The organism is Nocardiopsis sp. NPDC050513 (assembly GCF_044457925.1).
In the GTDB taxonomy this organism is placed as follows: Bacteria; Actinomycetota; Actinomycetes; order Streptosporangiales; family Streptosporangiaceae; genus Nocardiopsis.
Genome location: NZ_JBITHK010000006.1, coordinates 54,324 through 73,202, shown reverse-complemented (window position 1 = coordinate 73,202; position 18,879 = coordinate 54,324). Strand labels below are relative to the sequence as shown.

General features: G+C 72.3%; 14 protein-coding genes. 10 read left to right on the top strand and 4 right to left on the bottom strand.

Features of this window, described 5'->3' with window-relative positions; translation table 11 throughout:
- Window positions 1-9: 9 nt before the first annotated feature.
- Both ACIBFB_RS12665 and ACIBFB_RS12660 read right to left on the bottom strand, forming a co-directional pair.
- Window positions 10-585 (bottom strand): TetR/AcrR family transcriptional regulator, encoded by a 576-nt coding sequence (locus ACIBFB_RS12665; protein ID WP_397229398.1) that lies wholly within the window; start codon window positions 583-585, stop codon window positions 10-12.
- 28 nt (window positions 586-613) lie between these two features.
- A complete protein-coding gene (locus ACIBFB_RS12660; protein WP_397229396.1) occupies window positions 614-1,462 on the bottom strand; it encodes an AraC family transcriptional regulator in 849 nt (282 codons plus the stop codon).
- Window positions 1,463-1,542: 80 nt separating this feature from the next.
- Between ACIBFB_RS12660 and ACIBFB_RS12655 the strand changes: the two genes are divergently transcribed.
- Window positions 1,543-2,178, top strand: coding sequence for an NAD(P)H oxidoreductase (locus tag ACIBFB_RS12655; protein ID WP_397229394.1), 636 nt, complete (start codon window positions 1,543-1,545; stop codon window positions 2,176-2,178).
- A gap of 356 nt (window positions 2,179-2,534) precedes the next feature.
- Here ACIBFB_RS12655 and ACIBFB_RS12650 read toward each other — a convergent pair whose 3' ends face one another.
- Window positions 2,535-2,729 carry a hypothetical protein gene (locus tag ACIBFB_RS12650; RefSeq protein ID WP_397229392.1) on the bottom strand — a complete coding sequence of 65 codons (195 nt, stop codon included), beginning with the start codon at window positions 2,727-2,729 and terminating at the stop codon, window positions 2,535-2,537.
- Between the two features lie 219 nt (window positions 2,730-2,948).
- Between ACIBFB_RS12650 and ACIBFB_RS12645 the strand changes: the two genes are divergently transcribed.
- Together ACIBFB_RS12645 and ACIBFB_RS12640 are read left to right on the top strand one after the other, a co-directional pair.
- On the top strand, window positions 2,949-3,515 hold the full coding sequence (locus tag ACIBFB_RS12645) for a hypothetical protein (RefSeq protein WP_397229390.1): 567 nt from the start codon (window positions 2,949-2,951) through the stop codon (window positions 3,513-3,515).
- 584 nt (window positions 3,516-4,099) lie between these two features.
- Complete coding sequence (locus tag ACIBFB_RS12640) at window positions 4,100-4,567, top strand: hypothetical protein (RefSeq protein WP_397229388.1); 468 nt, start codon at window positions 4,100-4,102, stop codon at window positions 4,565-4,567.
- A 21-nt stretch (window positions 4,568-4,588) separates the two neighbouring features.
- Here ACIBFB_RS12640 and ACIBFB_RS12635 read toward each other — a convergent pair whose 3' ends face one another.
- Window positions 4,589-5,398, bottom strand: a complete 810-nt coding sequence (locus tag ACIBFB_RS12635) for a hypothetical protein (RefSeq protein WP_397229386.1) — start codon at window positions 5,396-5,398, stop codon at window positions 4,589-4,591.
- A gap of 332 nt (window positions 5,399-5,730) precedes the next feature.
- Between ACIBFB_RS12635 and ACIBFB_RS12630 the strand changes: the two genes are divergently transcribed.
- The 7 genes from ACIBFB_RS12630 to mobF all read left to right on the top strand — a co-directional run bounded on the left by ACIBFB_RS12630 (window position 5,731) and on the right by mobF (window position 18,875).
- On the top strand, window positions 5,731-7,266 hold the full coding sequence (locus ACIBFB_RS12630) for a radical SAM protein (protein WP_397229384.1): 1,536 nt from the start codon (window positions 5,731-5,733) through the stop codon (window positions 7,264-7,266).
- Between the two features lie 85 nt (window positions 7,267-7,351).
- Window positions 7,352-8,389, top strand: coding sequence for a phosphotransferase enzyme family protein (locus ACIBFB_RS12625; RefSeq protein WP_397229382.1), 1,038 nt, complete (start codon window positions 7,352-7,354; stop codon window positions 8,387-8,389).
- Window positions 8,390-9,356: 967 nt separating this feature from the next.
- Window positions 9,357-10,625 (top strand): deoxyguanosinetriphosphate triphosphohydrolase, encoded by a 1,269-nt coding sequence (locus ACIBFB_RS12620; RefSeq protein ID WP_397229380.1) that lies wholly within the window; start codon window positions 9,357-9,359, stop codon window positions 10,623-10,625.
- A 573-nt stretch (window positions 10,626-11,198) separates the two neighbouring features.
- Window positions 11,199-12,002: a hypothetical protein gene (locus ACIBFB_RS12615; protein WP_397229378.1), complete on the top strand. Its 804-nt coding sequence runs from the start codon at window positions 11,199-11,201 to the stop codon at window positions 12,000-12,002.
- A 1,022-nt stretch (window positions 12,003-13,024) separates the two neighbouring features.
- The gene (locus tag ACIBFB_RS12610; RefSeq protein ID WP_397229376.1) at window positions 13,025-13,354 is read left to right on the top strand and encodes a hypothetical protein; all 330 of its coding nucleotides are present in this window, start codon (window positions 13,025-13,027) and stop codon (window positions 13,352-13,354) included.
- A gap of 438 nt (window positions 13,355-13,792) precedes the next feature.
- The gene (locus ACIBFB_RS12605; RefSeq protein ID WP_397229374.1) at window positions 13,793-14,287 is read left to right on the top strand and encodes a hypothetical protein; all 495 of its coding nucleotides are present in this window, start codon (window positions 13,793-13,795) and stop codon (window positions 14,285-14,287) included.
- A gap of 175 nt (window positions 14,288-14,462) precedes the next feature.
- Entirely contained in the window at window positions 14,463-18,875 is a 4,413-nt protein-coding gene (gene mobF, locus ACIBFB_RS12600) for a MobF family relaxase (protein ID WP_397229372.1), read from the top strand.
- The last annotated feature ends 4 nt before the right edge of the window (window positions 18,876-18,879 follow it).

Genomic DNA, 18,879 nt, shown 5'->3' with positions numbered 1-18,879 from the left:
GGCCAGGGGTCAGTCCCTCGCGAGGAGCCGGGCGACGGTGGTCCGGGCGGCGTCGAGCGGTGCGCGGCTGCGGGTCGAGCGCGCGAGGAGGAGGGCGCCCTCGATCACGGACAGCACCGACCAGGCGTCCGCGTCCGCCTCGGCGGGGCCCCGTCCGTCCACGACCAGGCGGTCCGCCAGCGCCCGCTGCCACGACGCGTAGACCTCGCGGCAGACCTCGTGCACGGCGTCGTTGGTGGCGGCCACGTCCAGTGCCGTGGCGGCCAGCGGGCACCCCTTGGTGAACGCCGAGGCCTCCATCCGGTCGGCGAAGTGGTCGATGAACGCCCGGACGAGGCCGACCGTGTCGGGAGCCTGTCCGGCCAGGTCCCGCAGCACCGCCCCGACCTCGGCGCCCGCCGACCGGAGGGCGGCCGTGACCAGTTCGTCCTTGCCGCCGGGGAAGTGGAAGTAGAGGGAGCCGCGCGGCGTCCCGCTGACGGTCAGCACCTGGCTCAGTCCCGTCCCGGAGTAGCCGTGCGCTTCGAGCAGTTCGCGCGCGCCGTCGACCAGCCGTGCCCGCGTGGCGGTTCCCTTGGTGCCCATGGCGGGGAGACTAGACCGATCTACATATTCAGTGCAAGGCGGCGGCGTGCGCGGCGATCCCTGCTCGGAACGCCGTCGGGCTCGCCCCCCGCCGTCGCTTGAAGGCGGTGCTGAACGCGGCCGCGTCGCCGTACCCGACCGCTCTGGCCACCTGCCGCACACTCGCATCCGACTCCGACAGCAGCTCCTCGGCGGTCTCCATCCGCCATTCGGTGAGGTATCCCAGCGGAGACTGCCCCATCACCTCGGTGAACCGCTTGGCGAAGTGCGCGCGGGACACCTTCGCCCTGGCCGCCAGGGCCTCCACCGTCCACGGGTGGTCGGGGCGCTCGTGGATGCCTTCGAGCGCGGGTCCGGCCACGGGGTCCAGCGCCCCCCGGTACCAGGCCGGGGCGTCCGTGCCCCGCTCCTGGAACCAGCAGCCCAGCGTACAGACCAGTCCCAGGTCGAGGACGCGGTCGATCAGCGCCTGGGCGCCGGGTTCGTGCCGCACGGCCAGGGCCTGGCGCGCCGGTTGGAGCCAGCTGACGTCGTCGATGTCCTCGCGGTGGACCAGCGCCGGCGGAAGGGTGCGCAACAGCCGCTCGTGGCGTCCGCGCGTGACCTGGTAGACGCCGACCACCAAAGAGGTGGTCTCCGCGCGGTCGTCGACGAGGCGGAAGTGCTCCGGTCCGCGCACCAACGCGGTGTCGCCCGCGCCGACGCGGAGCCGGGAGCCGCCCTCCAGGAGTACCGACGCCCCACCGCTGACCACCGTGATCATCGTCAGCGGCGCTCCCTCGGCGCAGCGGGTCGTCCACGGCGCCCGCAGCGACGTCTGGAAGACGGAGGCGCCCTCCGACCGGATGCCGCGGAGCATGTCACTCAAGGGATCCATGGCGCAAGCGTAGACGATCACCAAAGGAATGGAGCTTCTGGGCCATGGATCGTCCACGGCCGTTGCTCTGTACTGGGTCCATGACCTCACAGACACCTGATCCCGCGAACCACGAGCCGACCGCCTTGGTCGTGGTCTCCCACCACCGGCCGGACTCGCTGACCGCGGTCGTGGGCGAGCGCGCGGCGGCGCGGCTCGCGGCGGCCGGATACCGAGTCGACCTCCTGGACCTGCACGCCGAGGGCTTCGACCCGCGCAACCGCGTGGAGGACGAACCCGACTACGACGACCGCGACAGGACCTACTCCGACGAGGTGCACGCCCACTTCCGGCGGGTCCGGGCCGCCGACGTCGTCGTCCCCGTGTTCCCGGTCTGGTGGTTCGGCCTCCCGGCGCTGCTCAAGGGCTGGTTCGACCGGGTGTGGAACTACGGACTGGCCTACGGGCGCAGGGAGTCGGGGATGGCGGACAAGCGGATGCTGTGGCTCGGTCTGGCCGGACTCACCGCGCGGGACCCGAACGCGGATCTGATCACCGGACTGCTCGACGGGCCGCTGCGCCGGGGGATCTCGGAGTTCTGCGGCATCCTCGACGTGCGGACGGCGGTGCTGTTCGACAGCGAGGGGCAGGACCTCACCGGTGAGGAGCGCGAGCGCCACTACGGGGAACTCCTCGCCGACGTCGACACGGCGGTCGACAAGATCATCGTCGGGTGAGGGGAGTACGTTCGACGCGTCTCCCTCGGACACAGGAGTCGTCGGCTACCACCTCGGCCTGGCCGGCGCCATCCGGGAGACCGACGCGACCGTCGTGCGAACTGATGGCCTGGGCCTACGTCGCCGCGGTCGCGCGGAACAGGGAGCTGTGGCACCTCACCCGCCGGGCCCAGTGCGAGAACACGGGCGTGCGCGGGTGGCGGGGCGGGGCGTGGGCTCCATGCGGGACCGCCTCGACGAGGGTCGAGGCCGATGACGGCGCTGGGCGCCCCTGCGGAGCGGCCGGACGCGCGCGGGGCGGCGGGCCCGGGCGTCCCCAGGACTGAGCGGACCACGGCGGCCCGGAGGATCTCCGCTCAGCCGTCCGAGGACGGGTCACCCGGGTCGCCGTCGGCGGTGGCGCTCGGCCGGGTCCGCTCGTCGACTGGCGGTATCCACTCAGAGGTGGTGAAGAACCCCGAGACTTCATGGGGGCGCCCGGTCAGCCGCAGCTCCGTGCCCGGCAGTCGTAGGGGCTCGGATCCGGGCTGCTCATCCTCGTGTTCGGCCATGACCCTAGGCTAGCCATCGACGTGTCGGCCCTACTACGCGGGAACCGGTGGAGGTGGTTGTCCCTGAGGGCGAATCCGGATCTGACCGACGCAGAGCACCACCGGGCGTTGTCCGTACACGAGGGGGGCCACATGGTGACAGCTCTGGCTCTGGGGTTCAGGCCGGTCAGAATGTGGATGACCCGTGACCGGACGCTGAACACACAGGGTGAGTCCTTCGTGGAGGGTACGAGTCTGGCCCAGCACGCGCTCACCTGGCTCAGGGCGGGCTCTGTGGCTGAGGAGCGGGCGGTCAGGGCGCTCGGTTACGACGAGAGGTCCCACCCGCAGTTCTTCAGGAACTGCTACACCTTCAACTCCCGAGGGGACAGTCGGATCATCAACGGGATGTACCAGCGGTGGCGTGGACATCCCAGGGTTTTCGTCAGCAAGGAACGCGCCGTCCAGGACGCCAGGATCCTCATCTACAACCCCCGGCTGTGGGAGGCCACCAAGGAGCTGGCGGGCGAGCTCGTCCGCAGGGGTGATCTGGACGCCCGCCGCATCCGCGAGGTGCTGGCGCCCTACAGGGTAGAGTCCGCGGTCCAGGCACGAGGGCTCAAGGTGTGGACGCCCGCGGACCTGACCGACGACGAGCGGAGGGCGGCCGGAGACATCACCCGACTGGACAGTCCCCGCGGGCGTCCTCGTGCGGGTGCGCCTCGGGGCCGCGGGACCTCCGCACAGTCGGCTCCCGCGGCGCGCAGGAGTGACGTGCCCCTGCGACAGACCGGCGTCTCGCGGTAGGGACTCACACGACGGGGAGGCGGCGATCCAGGGGACGCCGCGTCCCCGTCGTTGTGACCACCCCGGGCGGGAGGCCTTCGCCCGGACGCCGTCGCGGGCCCGTGTCGTCGGACCGACTGAGCCCCCGCCCCTGCTGACACCCGGCGCGATCGTCCGCCCACTCTCGTCCCCCATCCGCGAGGAAGCACGGCCGGAACACGTTCCCCCGAACCGGTGCCGACCCGTGCCCCTTCGGCGACCCCGTGGTCCTCGCCCCCTGACGGACGGGGCCGCACCCCGACGCCATCGGCCACACCCGTCACCGAACCCTCCTCTGACTCCCTCTCCCCACTGAACCCTGGGCAACCCTGGGCAACCCTAGGTACGACAAAAGGGAGCAAGTTATAGCGAACGGTTCCTTTAAAGGCGCGCCCCCAGGCGCCCGGCGCGACGTGTGATCGGCAATCGCATTGAGGTACCATGTCAAGTCCGGTGGGGTGCGTGCGCTCCTGGGGTGCGTGCGCTCCTGGGAGCGGGAGCGAGCGAGCATGCCGCGGGGCCGGTGCGCTCCACTCGAGTGCCCCGAGGAAGCGAGGAGGTCTCCGATGGTTCCCGACCTGGTGACGTTGCGGGAGTGGGCCGACAGGCACGGCTTCTCCTACGACTACGTCATGATGCGCATGCGGCAGTACTACGAGGACTTCCCGGAGCCAGAGCCGGGGATGACCCGTAGGGTTCCGCGACCCCAGGGCGGCACTGCCGAGGCGGCCTTGTACGACGCGGCGAAGCTCGCGCGGTTCGAACCCCGGCGTCCCACGCCGGTGGAGCTGCCGGACAAGGATCCGGCGCTGGAGGTGACCTTGGGGGCGTTCGCGGACCTGATCGGTGTGAACCGTAAGACGGTGTCGCAGTACACCTCCAAGACCCCCGACGATCTGCCCGACACCGTTGACGGGGCGCGGCCCTACCCACGGGCCAGGTACCGGTTGGGCGACCTGCTGCTGTGGTGGAACAGCAGACCCGGCAGCAGGCTGGGCTACCGCAAGGCGACGGGCCGGAGGGAGCGGAGCTAGTTCGGCTCGCTCACGGGGCCGCTATGCGTGCCCTTCGTCCTCGGCCAGGGACTCGACCTCGGCACGCTTGAAGCGGCCGAACCTGCCCGGCTGGACGCCCTGCCGTTCTGCGGTCACCTCGAACCGGCCCTGGGGCCAGCCCAGGAGGTCAGCGGCTTCCTCCGGGCTCAGGCTCGCGTCGAGCCAGTCCAGGCGTTCCCGGACCACGGTCGCGACCGTGTCGGGACCGAGGGACGCCAGGTCGGCACCGGCGAACATCGGCCAGCCCCGGAACTCGCCCGCGGGGGCGAGCGTGCCCTGCTCCTGAAGGGCGAACACGTCGTCGCGGACCACGTCCAACCCCGTGCGTGCGGCGAGGATCTTGGCGGCCTCGACCGATCCGTGTCCGGGGTGGTCTCCCAGGACGGCGCGGATGTGTTCGGTGCGGTCGGGCAGCGTTCTGGCGAGCTCTTCCGACCAGCGCCGTCCGTCCACGTCGGGCGGGGGAATCAGCCCCTTCTGCACCCCGCGCCCGACCTGCCAGTTCTCCAGTCCCAACCACCTGGCCAGCTGAATCGGCCCGAATCCGCGAGTGCTCGAACCCTTGCCTTCGCCCTTGCCCCCGGGCGTGCTCACCGGCGGGGGCCCGACGGCGCTGTCCTGTCGAGCCAGGGCGGCGCGGATGTGTTCGGTGCGGTCGGGCAGCGTTCTGGCGAGCTCTTCCGACCAGCGCCGTCCGTCCACGTCGGGCGGGGGAACCAGCCCCAGCGCCCACGCCCTCCGTAGATCTCGGGGCCTGAGCCCCAACCACCTGGCCAACTGCACCGGACCGAACTCGCGCTTTCTGGCCAACCCCATCCCCTCCGATCGGGATTCCCGCGCGTTCCAGTCAACCCGACGCCTCCGACATCCGGAGGTCGCCGCCACCTCCTCAGGACCGGTGTCACACGAGCCGTTCCCCTCGGCCCCCTCGGCGCGAGTGCGTGCGGGCCCCGGCCACGGGGCCGCTGGTCCCCGGCGCTCTGAGCCTGGCGGTCGAGGGGAGGGGCGGCAAAGTCGTTCGTCCAGCGGGGCGCTCCACTTTGCCTCCCCTCCCCTCGACCACCGGTCGGCCCAGCGCCGGGAGCCAGCAGCCCCAGCCCGCGACCGCGGGCCTGCACTCCCGGCACCCGAAAGGGGCCGACGTGACCGACCCGCAGAAGACATCCCATGACCCCATCTCCAAGGAGATCGTCTGGAAGGAAGACGACTCCTACAGCCCGCTCCAGCAGCGCGGAGGCATCCAGGAACCGCAGTCGGGTCACTTCCCGCCCGCCCGTGAGCGGGTGCCGCAGGAGGCCGACCCGTTCACCCCGGCGCACCTGGACGAGCGCGAGGTCCTGCGCGTCACCTACCAGGGCGACGACCGCTGCCAGCTGCAGTGCCCCGGCTGCTTCACCGGCGATCGGCTCGTCGCCTCCCTGACCGAGGTCCTGGAGCGGGGCGGACGCAAGGTCGTCCCGCACGGAGAGTTCACCGGGCAGATCGAGGGGTTGGGGGAGGGCCTGCAGGACTTCTTCCTCATCGGAGCCGAACCCACCATGGACCCGGCGGGCAGCGCCGCCAAACTGCGCTACGCCAAGGACCGAGGTCTTCCCCACATGTCCATCACCAACGGCGCGGTCCGTCGGGACCGACTGGAGGCCACGTTCGGGGAGGCCCTGGAGACGGACCTCTTCTACAAGCTCAACGTGAGCCTGGACTCGATGGACAAGGAGGTGAACAACAGGCTCCGGGGGCGTGCCTTCGCGTTCGACCGCACTCTGGAGACCATCTGGCACCTGGTCGAGCGCGGGGCTCCGCTGAAGGTGCAGATGACGGTGTGGCCGCTCAACTACGCCACGATCCTGGACTCGGTGCGCCAGCTCTTCGACAAGGGGGTGCGCTCCTTCGCGTTCCACTCCGGATCGGTGGAGGGGGTGGACTCCCCCGAGCAGCACGGTCTGGGGATCGTCGATCCGCTCGCCTGGAGGGTCCTGGCCGAGGAGCTCCTGCGCTTCAAGGACCAGCACCGCGAGGAACTCCAGCACTTCAACATCCCGTTCCTCTACTTCACCGAGGAGGAGCTCCGGACCAGGGTGATCGGCGACGACGCCACCACGGCCTCCTACCTCGACCACGTCGACGCGATGGAGGCCGGGCGCCCCTCGACCAAGCCGGTGCACGTCTGCCCCGCGCTGGGGGCTCCGCAGGTGTACGTCTTCGGCAACGACGGTCCCGAAGGGAACGGGGTGGTGTCGCTCTGCAACATCCACAACCCCGGCGACGACGTCGCCTACGCCGACTACCAGCCGGGTGAGCGCCGCTGGAAGATCGTGCAGGACCCCGACCGCAACCAGATGGAGCACATGCTCCGTTCGCCTCATCTGTGCCCCGCCACGCCCTTCGCCCTTCGGTGGGAGAGCGACAGGTTCCCGACCCAGGCCGGGGCGCTGTTCGCGGCGTGCCGGTACGTGGGTTCCAACCAGATGCCGGTCGACCGCGACCAGTTCGGTCCGGAGGTCTACTACGAGGCCGTCGGCTACTACGCGCTGGTGAGGGAAGCCCTGGACACCTACCCGAACCCCGGGGAGGACGGGGACGGGGAGTGGCCCATCCAGCGCGTCGAGCGTCTGGCGATGGGAGCGTCCGGGTTCGCCGAGCGGACGCGGCGCCTGCGTGAGGACCTCTCCCGGTCCTGAGCGCCAACGAGGCCCCGGCGGGATCAGCCCAAGAGATCCCGCCGGGGCCTCCCCCTTTCTATCCCACACACCCGAGGAGCACACCGTGTCGACAACCGAACTCAGGAACGTCCTCTCCGAGGCCTACGGGCTGACCGGGATCCGACTCAGCCGTTTGGCGTCCGGCAGTCAGACCGACAACCACCGCGGCGACCTTCCCTCGGGAGAGACGGTGTTCGTCAAGGCCGGACGTCCCGACCCGGGCTTCCGCTACGGCCACGCGGAAGCCCACAGCGGCGCCGAACTGTCGGAGACCGCCCGCGTCTCCGGGGTCCCGGCTCCGGCCGTGCGCCGGAACAGGGCGGGCGGTCTGGTCACGAGGACGTCGAACGGGGTGCTCACCGTGTGGGACTTCATCGACGCGGACCCGCAGACGGATCCGCTGACGCCGGACCGCGCCGAAGACGTGGGAAGGATCCTGGGACGTCTCCACACGAGGTTCGCGGAACTCCCGGCGCAGGCCCGCCGCCAACGGGGAGACGGTTGGATCGAGGGTGCCTCCGGTCCGCTGATCACCCGTGCCCACGACCTGATGAGCACGATCGAGTCCCTGCCGCATCCCAGCACCGCCGATCTGGACAGGCGCGAGCGGCTCCAGCGCCGGGTGGAGCACCTTGGAACCCTCCCCGAACTGCGCCGGAGTCTGCCCCGGACCATCTCGCGAGGACTGGGGCACGGCGACTACTCCCGGGTCAACCTGCTCTGGCGCGGGGACCGCGTCGCCGGAGTCCTGGACTTCCTGGGCGACGACGTTCCGCTCGCCTGGGAACTGGGACGGATCGCGTTCGACTCCCTCACGGTGGCGACCTCGCCGACGTGGCGGGAGTCGGCGTTGGCGTGCGCGTACGGCTACAGGCGGGCCAATCCCCACCTGTCACCCGACGACTTCCTCGCGGCGCCGCTGATGATGGCGCTGCACGCCCTGTGCTCCCTGTACGGCGTGTATGAGCACTACCATCGTCCCAACCCGGTGAAGGAGGTCCAGGAGGACAACACCCAGTACTGGACCAACCGGGACATCGCCGTGACGACGGTCCTGGACGAACTGGACGCCTTGCGGGCGGACCTCGCCGACCTTCTCTGAGATCCCCTCGGACGAGTCCGGCAGCCGGGGGCGGGGCCGTCGGTCCCGCTCTCGGCGGCGTGGCGTAGCGGTCGGCCCCTGGCGGGGCCGGCTGCCTGGTGGCCCGGCGGCGTGCTCCGTGCCCGAAGTCGTCAGGCCCTGGGGGCCTTCCGTCTTCTGGCCCGGGCCGCCCCGCCGTGGTCGGCCCCTGGCGGGGCCGGCTGCCTGGTGGCCCGGCGGCGTGCTCCGTGCCTGGGACCGTCAGGCCCTGGGGGCCTTCCGTTCCCGGGCGCGGGCCGCCGGGCCGTGGTCGCCCCCTGGCGGGGGCGGCTGTGTTGTGGCGGGGCGGCGTGCTCCGTGCCCGAAGTCGTCAGGCCCTGGGGGCCTTCCGTCTTCTGGCCCGGGCCGCCCCGCCGTGGACGGCCCCTGGCGGGGCCGGCGGTTCTTGTCGGTGGGAGCCCGCTGGCGCGGCCCCCCACCGGGGAAGTGGGATGCCGGTCGTGGACGCGCACTCCTCCGCCCGCGGGGGCGGGGGAGCGCCACCCTCGGTGACTGCCGGATCTCCAGGCCGGTGCGCCGACGGTGTCGCGGACAGAGCGTGTCGCCGAGGCGGTCACGACGCCCACGCGTTCCGTCCGAACCCCGGAAGGCACGTGAGCCGGGTGTTGGATGCCCCGGCCGGGAGATCCCAGTGGCCGCGTCCGCGGCGGCTGGCACCGTCGTTCCGCAGGTCCCGACAGCGCCGATGAGACGCCGACGTCCGAGGCTCCCATCGCGCACCGGAGACGTCCAGCGGCTGATCCGTGGCCTCCTCCCGGCGCGGTCAGTCTGCACCACGCGGGAGGGTCCGCAACCGGGCGCAAAGGACGCGCCCGGTTGCGGACCCTTGCCCCGCGCAGTGCGTGTGCCCGCGCTCTCGGGAGGAGTCTCACGGAATCAGACCGCCGCAGGCGGTCGGGCTCTCCCGGTTCCCCGCCAGGAGGCAAGAGTGAGCAGTCCCGCACAGTTCTTCACACGCGCCTACACCGCCCACGACCAGGAGCGCCCGGTGCGTGAGGACGACCTCTCCGGGCGTTCCCCCTTCCAACGTGACAGCGCACGGATCCAGCACTCGGCCGCCCTGCGCCGACTCACCGGCAAGGCACAGGTGACCACGCCCGTGTTCAAGGGTCAGCCGTTCAGCGAGAGCCGACGCACCCGCCTCAGCCACACCCTCGAATGCGCCCAGATCGGTCGCGAGATGGGGGCCGTACTGGGCTGCGACACCTACCTGGTCGAGGCGGCGTGCCTGGCGCACGACGTGGGTCATCCTCCCTTCGGCCACAACGGGGAACTGGCCCTCGACGAGTTCGCCAGGAGCGCCGGAGGGTTCGAGGGCAACGCCCAGACGTTCAGGATCCTCACCCGACTGGAGCCGAAGTCGCCGGGAGGCCGCGGTCTCAATCTGACCAGGGCCGTGCTGGACGCCGCCACCAAGTACCCGTGGGGTCGCGGTGGGAAGCCCGGCGCCCCCGACTCGCCGAAGTTCGGTGTCTACGACGACGACCGGTCCGACTTCGACTGGATGAGGTCCGGCGCGCCCGACGGCCGCCGCTGCGTCGAGGCCCAGGTGATGGACTGGGCCGATGACGTCTCCTACTCGGTGCACGATCTGGAGGACGGCCTTCTGGCCGGGCGCCTGTCGACGGCCGACTTCACGTCCGGGGACGGACGCGGTGAGCTCCTGGAGTTCGCGGCGGCACGGTACGCGCCCGAGGGCACCGAGACCGCTGAACTGGGTGAGGCTCTCGACCGGCTCGTTCACCAGCGGTGGTGGCCGTGCCTCGCCACGGGCTACGACTCCTACGAGGACCAGGCCCGGCTCAAGTACGCCACCAGCCAGCTCATCGGCCGGTTCTGCTCGGCCGCCCAGGAGGCGACCCGCAGGGCCCACGGCAGGGGTCGGATCGCCCGGTACCGCTGCGACCTGGTTGTTCCGCGTCGGGTTCGGTTGGAGTGCGACGTCCTCAAGGCGCTTCACCACCTGTACGTCATCCACAGTCCCGAGGAGCAGTCGCGCCGCGCACGCCAGCGCGAGCAGCTGACCGAGCTCGCCCACGGGCTGCTCGGGGCCCCGGACAAGGCGATGCGGCCCCAGTTCCGGGAGGAGTTCGAGAAGGCGACCTGCGAGGTCGGCCGCATCCGGGCGGTCACCGACCAGGTCGCCTCGCTCGACGACGCCGGGGTGGCGGTCATGCTGGCGAGGCTCGCCGCCTAGCGGGGCCGGGACCTTCGGCGGAAACCCGGAGGTCCCGGTGCTCCACCTCCGGCCCCGACGGCGGGGGCCGGTGCCGTGCGGGCTCCGGTCCCCGAGTCCGGGCGGCCCGTGGTTGAGCGCGGGAAGGCGACGCCTCGTGGCTGGGGGCTGTGCCGCGGCGGAAAGCGGACGTTTCGACACCACCGCGGGTGGCCTCCGCGTTCCCCTGCGGGCGAGCGGGCACCGATCCCAGGATTCGACGTCCGCCACGCGGCCCCGACGCCGGGGCCGGGGTCACGCCTGATGGGCGGATGGTGGGCACGCAGCCCCCTCCCCGGCACCGGCAAGCCTGCGCCACGCGGGGTGGACGCGCAACCTCGCCCAAGATCTTCTGCGCCGCAGCTCAGAGGAGCCGGCTGCGCCGGCACTCCTCCTCCCTGGCTGCGGCGCAGAACATCTTGGCCGCCGACCTGCGGCCGGACCGGTTGCGCGACCACCCCGCGCGACGCGGACGGCAGCCAGCCGGGAAGGGAACCGCGAACCCTCCACAGGCCGCCACCAGGCGACCGCCCTTCCCGACAGGAGGAGATCCGCATGACGAACATCAAGCTCTCCGAGACCCAGACCCACGCCGACGGCCTGCACGCGGCCCCCATCACGGGCCGGGTCGTCGGGGTCAGGTACCCGGAGGGTCCGAACCGCGAGTGGGCGCTCATGGTGGTCCTGGTCACCCAGTCCAAGAAGGACGGCGGCACCTACCAGGGCGAGTTCAAGGTGTGGGCCCGCGAGACCCGCGAGATCGACCAGATCGTCAGCCGGTTCCGCGGCCACCACAACGTCGGTTCCTGGAAGCCTTCCGGAAGTCACCGGGTCCTCATCCGTCCCGCCGCCATCAATGCCGAACTCGACAGCAGGGCCGATCGCGACGCTCAACTGAACATCACGCCCGCGAGCCTGCGATTCAACCCCTCCGAGGCGGCCGATCTGGTCAGGTACGACGAGGATGGGATCGCGGTCCGCGACGGCCTCAAGGACGCCGCCGTCATCGGCAAGATCCTCGGTATCAGCTACTCCGACGACCCCCGCAAGCCCTGGATCCGCCTGCAGATCGGGGTCGCCCAGCTCGGGAAGAACGGTGACCGCACCATCCAGAAGATGAAGGTCTGGGGTCCCGGCGACCAGTACGACGAGGTCAAGCGGCTGTTCCCCACGCACGCCAAGGGTGGTGACTGGAAGGTGCAGGGCACCCCCAAGATCCGCATCCGCCCCGCCAGCCTTCGCGGTGCCGCCACCACCTTCAAGGGCAGGAGGTACGCGGACGTGGTCATCGGGGCTCGCTCCCTGGAGTTCGATCCGCCCGCTGACGCCGACCAGGTCCGCATCGAAGCCGAGGTGTAACCCTCGCACCGGCCGGGGGCGGGGCCGACGGCCCCGCCCCCGGCGGCGTGGTGTAGCGGTCGCCCCCTGGCGGGGGCGGCTGTGTTGTGGCGGGGCGGCGTGCTCCGTGCCCGAAGTCGTCAGGCCCTGGGGGGCCTTCCGTCTTCTGGCCCGGGCCGCCCCGCCGTGGTCGGCCCCTGGCGGGGCCGGCTGCCCGGTGGCCCGGCGGCGTGTTCCGCGCCGAGGGTGGCCGGTGTCCGGCAAGGGGTCGGGGGCGCGGGCCGCCGGGCCGTGGTCGGCCCCTGGCGGGGCCGGCAGTTCTTGTCGGTGGGAGCCCGCTGGCGCGGCCTCCCACGCGGTGCCCTGGCGGGCACCCACCACACACCACCGGAGAGCTGATCGGCACACCGCACGCGAGGCGAGTGCGCTCGCCCGAAAACCTCCGGCATTGTCCCGCGACGGGTCCTCGTCGTGCCCCCGACCCCCGACTGGCGAGGCCCGCGCCGCCGGAGGAACCTCGGGGACGTCCGACCGTCCGCGCATGCCCCGCGAACGTCGCGACTCCGTCGAGGAGCGTTCCGCGGGAGCTGGCGGGGAGCGTCCCGCGGGGTGCTGAATCCCCGCCACTCCGTGTGCCCGGACCCGTGTTCCCGGGCGTGACCCCCGCGGGCCGAGCCGTGCCCCGGTCCCGTGCACTGTATCGATCCTCGCGGGCCGGTCCCGTGGCTTCGCGCCTTCCCGGGTGGTCAGTTCTGGCGTGGAGGCCTGTCCAGCACCGAGAACCTGGCAGACGGGGGGGGGGGGGGGGGGGGGGGGGGGGGGGGGGGGGGGGGGGGGGGGGGGGCGCCGGGGGCGGGGGGCGCCCCCCCCCCCCCCCCCGCGCCGCGCGCGCGGGGGGGGGGGGGGGGGCGGGCGCGCCCCCCCCCCCGCCGCCGGCCCCCCCCCCCCCCCCCCCCCCCCCCCCCCCCCCCCCCCCGCCGGGCGGTCCTGTGCCGGGGCAGGCCCTCGGCCCGAGCACAGACCGCCCAGGAAGGGGAAACCCCATGAAGTCCCACCACCGCCTCGTCAGCGGTACCGCCGGCGCCGTCGCGGCCCTGATCCTCACGGGTTGCGGTTCCGAGCCCGCGACCGTCATCGACAAGACGTACATCCCCCGGGGCACGACCTGGGTCACGAAGGACAAGACCGTCACACGGTGCACCGGGACCGGGAAGAACCGCCGGTGCAGGGAGGTCGTCGTCGGTCAGAAGCGGGTCCGCGAGACGCGCTCGGAGTGCTGGCGGCTCACTCTGCGGGAGGACGACGGCGACATCCTCACCAAGTGTGTCAGTGCGGGTGTCTACCTCAAGGCCAAGATCGGCGACCGGCGGTGACGCCGGCCCGTTGAGGCCTCTTCGGCGGTACGGCGTGCCCTCCTCCCACAGGGCGGGCGTCACCGAGGTGCCTCCGGCGGGGAATCGGGGATCGAGGAGGGAGGGGGACCGCTGTCACGGCACCCCGGTCGGTGGCTGGGGGTCCGCTTCCTCCCGTCACCCGTCATCCATCGGAGACCAGCACACCGCCCGCCGAGGCGCAACAGTCGTCGTTCCTCCTCCTTTATGCACCCCGACGACCGGCGCGCTCGCGCGAAGCGTGGATGACGGGTGACGGGAGGAAGCGGACGGGACGACGTGCGGCGCAGGCGCCGCACACTCCACACCCGCTGTGTGACGCGCGTCACTTAACATGATGCCTCTTTCGTGGGTTGAACCGCCAGCTATTGAGGTATCATGTTAAGTGTAAGGCGGTCGGGACGACGAAAGGCGGAAAGCGTGAACCCCACCAACAGTGAGTACAAGGTCCGTTACACCATCAACGGTGAAACGTGCGTCAAGCCCATGGTCGAGGTCGAGGCCCGTCGTGAGGTTCACGAGGATCTGCGTGCGCGGGGAGCGTGGAACATCGCGTTCCGCAAGATGCAGCCCGCCGAGATCGACGCCCACTTGCTCGGGTACACGGTGGTGTGGGACTGGAGGAAGGGCGACGGGTTCCAGCGCTGCGACGGGTCCGGGGCGGAGTCCGCGCCCCAGCCCGAACCCCGTTCCTCCCGTAAGGGTGTGGCGCAACCGAAGGCCGTCGTCTACGACGACCCCAACACCCAGGAGAAGGGGTGCCAGTACGCGGCGAGCGGAAGGAAGGCCGCCGCCATCGCGCGGGAGCTGAAGGCTGCGAGCATTCTCGCGGTCGAGGTCCGTCCGGTCACACGGGCCGAGGCCGCCAAGCTCGCCAGCGGCGAGCTTGAGTACACCGAGCCCGAAGGCTCGTGACCAAAAAGAGGTACCATGTTGGGTCACGGTGGAACGACCCCGCCGTGACCCACGGTAGTCGTGCATCCGACTCCCTCGGTGGCTTCACACCGATGCATTAGTAAATTTCGGGTAATATAAGTGTGTGCGGTGGGGTGGATTCGAAGCGGATCCAGGGCGACGAAGGGGGTGGGGCGTGGGCGGGATCCTCACGGTCGGTAAGGGCTACGACCCCCTCTACCTCGCCAGGACCGTCGCCCCGGGAGCGGAGAACCTCTACCTCGACGCCGCCCACGCCTACGGTGAGCCGCCCGGTCTCTGGTCGGGTCCGGGCGCGGAGGAGCTCGGTCTTCGGGCGGGGTCGGAGGTCGACCCGGCGGTCATGGAGGAGCTCTACGGGGACTTCCTCGATCCGCGCGACCCCGCCTTCCGGAACTCCGCGGTCCCCCGGGAGGCGAAGGCCCGTCTGGGGCGCAAGCCCGCCACCTACGCCTCGTTCGACGCCCTCCTCGAGGCCAAGCTCGCCGCCGAGCCGGAGGCCTCGCCCGAGCGCCGGGAGCAGTTGCGCATCGAGGCGCGCAGGGAGGAGCGCAAGGCGCTCCAGTTCCTCGACCTGACCTTCTCGGCGGACAAGACGGTCACCCTCCTGCACGCCGGGCTGCTCGCCCTGGCGCAGGAGGCGGAGGCCTCGGGCGACGCCGAGCGGGCTGAGCGGGCGCGCAGGGCCGCGCGCGAGGTCGAGGACGCGCTCAAGGAAGGCGCGGCCGTCGCCATGGAGGAGACGCGGCGACTGGCCGGGTGGGCGCGCGCGGGTCGTCACGGCAAGAAGGTGAACGGCCAGAGCACGGGCCGGTGGATCCCCGCCGGAGGGTGGGTCGTCGCGAGTTTCCTGCAGCACACCTCCCGTAACGGCGATCCCCAGCTGCACGTCCACCAGGCCGTCCTCAACCGGCAGTCGTGTGAGGACGGCGTCTGGCGTTCCCTGGACGGGCAGGCCGTCTTCCGCGTCCGCGCGCAGGCGAGCGCGGTCGGTGAGCGTGCGCTCATGGAGCGGCTGACCCGCACCCTGGGCACGGAGTGGGTGCCGCGCCCGGACGGGCAGGGCTGGTCGCTGACGGGGGTCGCCCCGGAGCAGGTCGCCGAGTTCAGCACCCGCCGTCGCGAGGTGACCCACAGGCTCTCCCAGCTGGTCGCCGACTACAGGGACAAGCACGGCTTCGAGCCCGACGCACGGGCACTGTTCCGTATGGCCCAGCAGGCGAACAAGGACACCAAGGCTCGCAAGACGAAGCTGTCGCAGGCACCCACCAGGAAGGCGGAGATCGCCGCGTGGGAACGGCGTGCCGTCCGGGCCGAACTCGGCCCGCTCGCTGACGTCCCCGGCCGTGTGCTGGGGCGTCGCGACGCCCGTCGGCGTGAGCGGGACGCCGCCGAGCTGGCCGAGGTGGAGATCGGCCGGGTGCTGGACGCGGCGATCGCGGACGCCCAGAAGGCGAAGGCCGCCTTCACCCGCTACGACCTGGCTCGTCATATCTCGCGTCACCTGCCTTCGCACCTGGGCGGCCTTGAGCCTGAGCAGGTGAGCCGCCTGTTGTCGGAGCTGGCCGACGAGGCGCTGTCTCCCGCGGGCGGGAGGGCCCTGCTCCTGGACGTGGCCGATGTGGTCGACGTGCCCGACGCTCTGCGCCACCGCGGCGTCAGTGTCTTCCGCGACCCCACCGCCCAGCTCTGGACGACGCCCGAGCACCTGGACCGTGAGGAGCGTTTCCTGCGTACCGCGGCCGAGCGCGTGGCCCCCGCCGCCGAGGCGTCCGACGCGGCGATCCGGCTGCGCTGGTCGCCCGGCGCGGAGAAGGCACCGGAGGAGGGGCACGCGCACGGGCTCACCTCCGATCAGGCGGCGGCCGTCTACGGCGTTCTCACCAGCGAACGCCGGATCGACGTCCTGGAGGGCTACGCGGGGACCGGCAAGTCCTACACGATCGCCCGCGCCGCCGACCTGTGGCGGGAGATGACCGGTGCGAAGGTCACCGGTCTCGCCGTCGCGCAGAACGCCGCCCAGGTCCTGGCCGCCGAGGGCATGGACGACGCGTGGAACACCACCCGCTGGTTGCAGGAGGTGGAGTCGGGGGCCGTCCGGGTCGAGCGGGGCCAGCTGCTGGTCGTGGACGAGGCGTCCATGGTCACGACCGACCACATGTCCCGGATCGCCGAGATCGCCCGTCGCAGCGGCGCCAAGATCCTGTTGACCGGTGACAGCGAGCAGCTGTCGGCCCCCGGCGCGGGCGGGTTGATGCGGCAGTTGGTCGCGGACCAGGGGTCGTTCGAGCTCACCGGGGTGCGGCGCTTCCACGCCGCGTGGGAGCGCGACGCCAGCGTGCGCCTGCGCGAGGGCGATGTGCGGGCGCTGGCCGACTACGACCTGCGCGGTCGCCTGCGGGGCGGAACCCGCGAGGAGATGGAGCGGGGGGCCCGCGACGCCTACATTGCCGACCATCTGAGCGGGCGTACCTCGTTGCTGTTGGCCGCCACCAACGCCAAGGCCTCGGAGCTGTCGGGGTCGGTGCGCGCGGAGCTGGTCGGCTACGGGCTGGTGGACGACACGCGTACGGTGGTCCTGCGCGACGGCAACCGGATGGGTGTGGGCGACCTGGTCATGGCGCGCCGCAATGACCGGACGGTCCGCGTCGGCGGCGGCGAGCGGCGTCTGTCCAACCGCGACGTGCTGCGTGTGGAGAGCATCGAGGCCGATGGCACGGTGGTGGCCCGGCTGGTCGGCGACACGGGACGCGCGGGCGGCTACGCGACCCTGACCGCTGACTACGTACGCCAGCACGTCGAGCTCGGTTACGCCGGTACCGTCCACGCCGCCCAGGGGCGCACCGTGGACACCTGCCACTCCGTGGTCGAGGCCGGGATGAGCCGGCAGATGTTCTACGTGGAGATGACTCGCGGCCGCGAGGGCAACTGGGCCTGGACGGTGGTGGAGAACGAGGGCGCGGACCTTCGTCCCTTCGAGCCTGCGCGGCCCGCCCCCGGTGTGCGCGACGAGGACGTCGACCGCGATCCCCTCGCGGTGCTGGCCGGGGTGCTGGGCAACGCGCAGGGGGACCGCACGGCCGTCGGCGTTCTGCGCGCCGAGGCCGACCGCGTCACCCACCTGGCGCACCTGGGCGCGATGTGGGGCGAGGTGGTCGCCGACGACACCGCGACCTGGGCCGAGCGGCGTCTGCCCCGACTGCTGCCTCCCGCGATCCACGACCGGTTGGAGGCGGATCCGGCGCGCGAGGCGCTCGTCGAGCGGCTGCACCGGGCCCGCCTCGCCGGCCTGGACCCGGACGCGGTGCTGCGGGCCGCCGTGGACGACGAGCGCGGATGGGAGGGCGCGCGCAGCATCGCCCTCATCCTGACCGCGCGTGTCGACGACCTCATCGGCTCTCCTGCGCCCCTGGACGGCACGTGGGCCGAGCGCACCCCCCGTCTCTCGGACCCGGCGATGGGCGCCTTCGCCCGTCAGGTGGCCGAGGCCATGGACGCTCGGACGCAGCGGCTGGGCGAGATGGCCGCCGAGGAGCCTCCGGCCTGGTTGGTCGAGCACCTGGGCAGCCCGCCCGAGGACGTCCTCGGGCGGGCCGCGTGGGCGCACCGCGCGGGCTTGGTGCTGGGATATCGCGAGCAGTACGGCGACGAGCGGGTCACGACCGACGTGCTGGGCGCCGCTCCTGGGCGACACCGTCCCGAGCGCCGTGCGGCCTGGGAGCGGGCGGCGCTGGCGCTCGGCCTGTCCTCGGTGGATCGGGAGGCCGCGGCGGCCACCACGGGGCAGCTCTGGGAGCGGCGTGCCGCGTACGCGCGCGAGCTGGCCTCCGCGCCTCCGTATGCGGCCGAGGATCTCAGGGCAACCGTCGTCGAGGCCCAGGACCGGGCCGCGGAGGCGGAGCGCTTGTGGGCGCGGGCCCGGGCCTGCGCCGACCCGGCGGAGCGGGAGAGCCTGTCGACCTGGGCACGTGCCAACGCCGACCTGGCGGATCTCGCTGATCGGCGGCGCGGCCACCTCGAACGCGCACACGGGCGTCGCGAGGAGTGGATGCGTGCCGCGGAGCCGATCCGTGAGGCGGCCCTGGCGGCCGACGCCGAACTGCGCCGCCGCTTCCCGGGTGTGCACCTGCCGCCGCTGGATCCCGTCACGCCCTCCGACGCCGATGCGGACGCCCGCCGATTGGGCTCGGCGGATCTGGCCACCGCACGACTGCGGGACCTGGACCCGGCGCTGCGGGAGGCCATGGAGCGGGCCGAGCGGGCGCGCGCCGTCCTGGTCGCGCGCGGTCGGGAGTCGGCCTCCGACGAGGGACCGGAGGAGCGGGCTCGTCGCCAGGCGCGTCGGCGGCCCGCCGATCCGGGGCGCTCCGCCGAGAGCACCGAAGGCAGCGAGCGCACCGACGCCTCCGCCCGGGAGCGGCGGAAGGCCGGTCGGGGCCGTGCCCGGTCGGGTGGGCCGGCGGACTTCCTCGAAGCCGTGCGCCGCGCCCAGAGCGGGAGGCGTGCGGGTACGCCGGGCCGTCGTCGCGGGCCGAGCGGGGGCGATCAGGGTTCGGGCCGGACACGGTGACGGG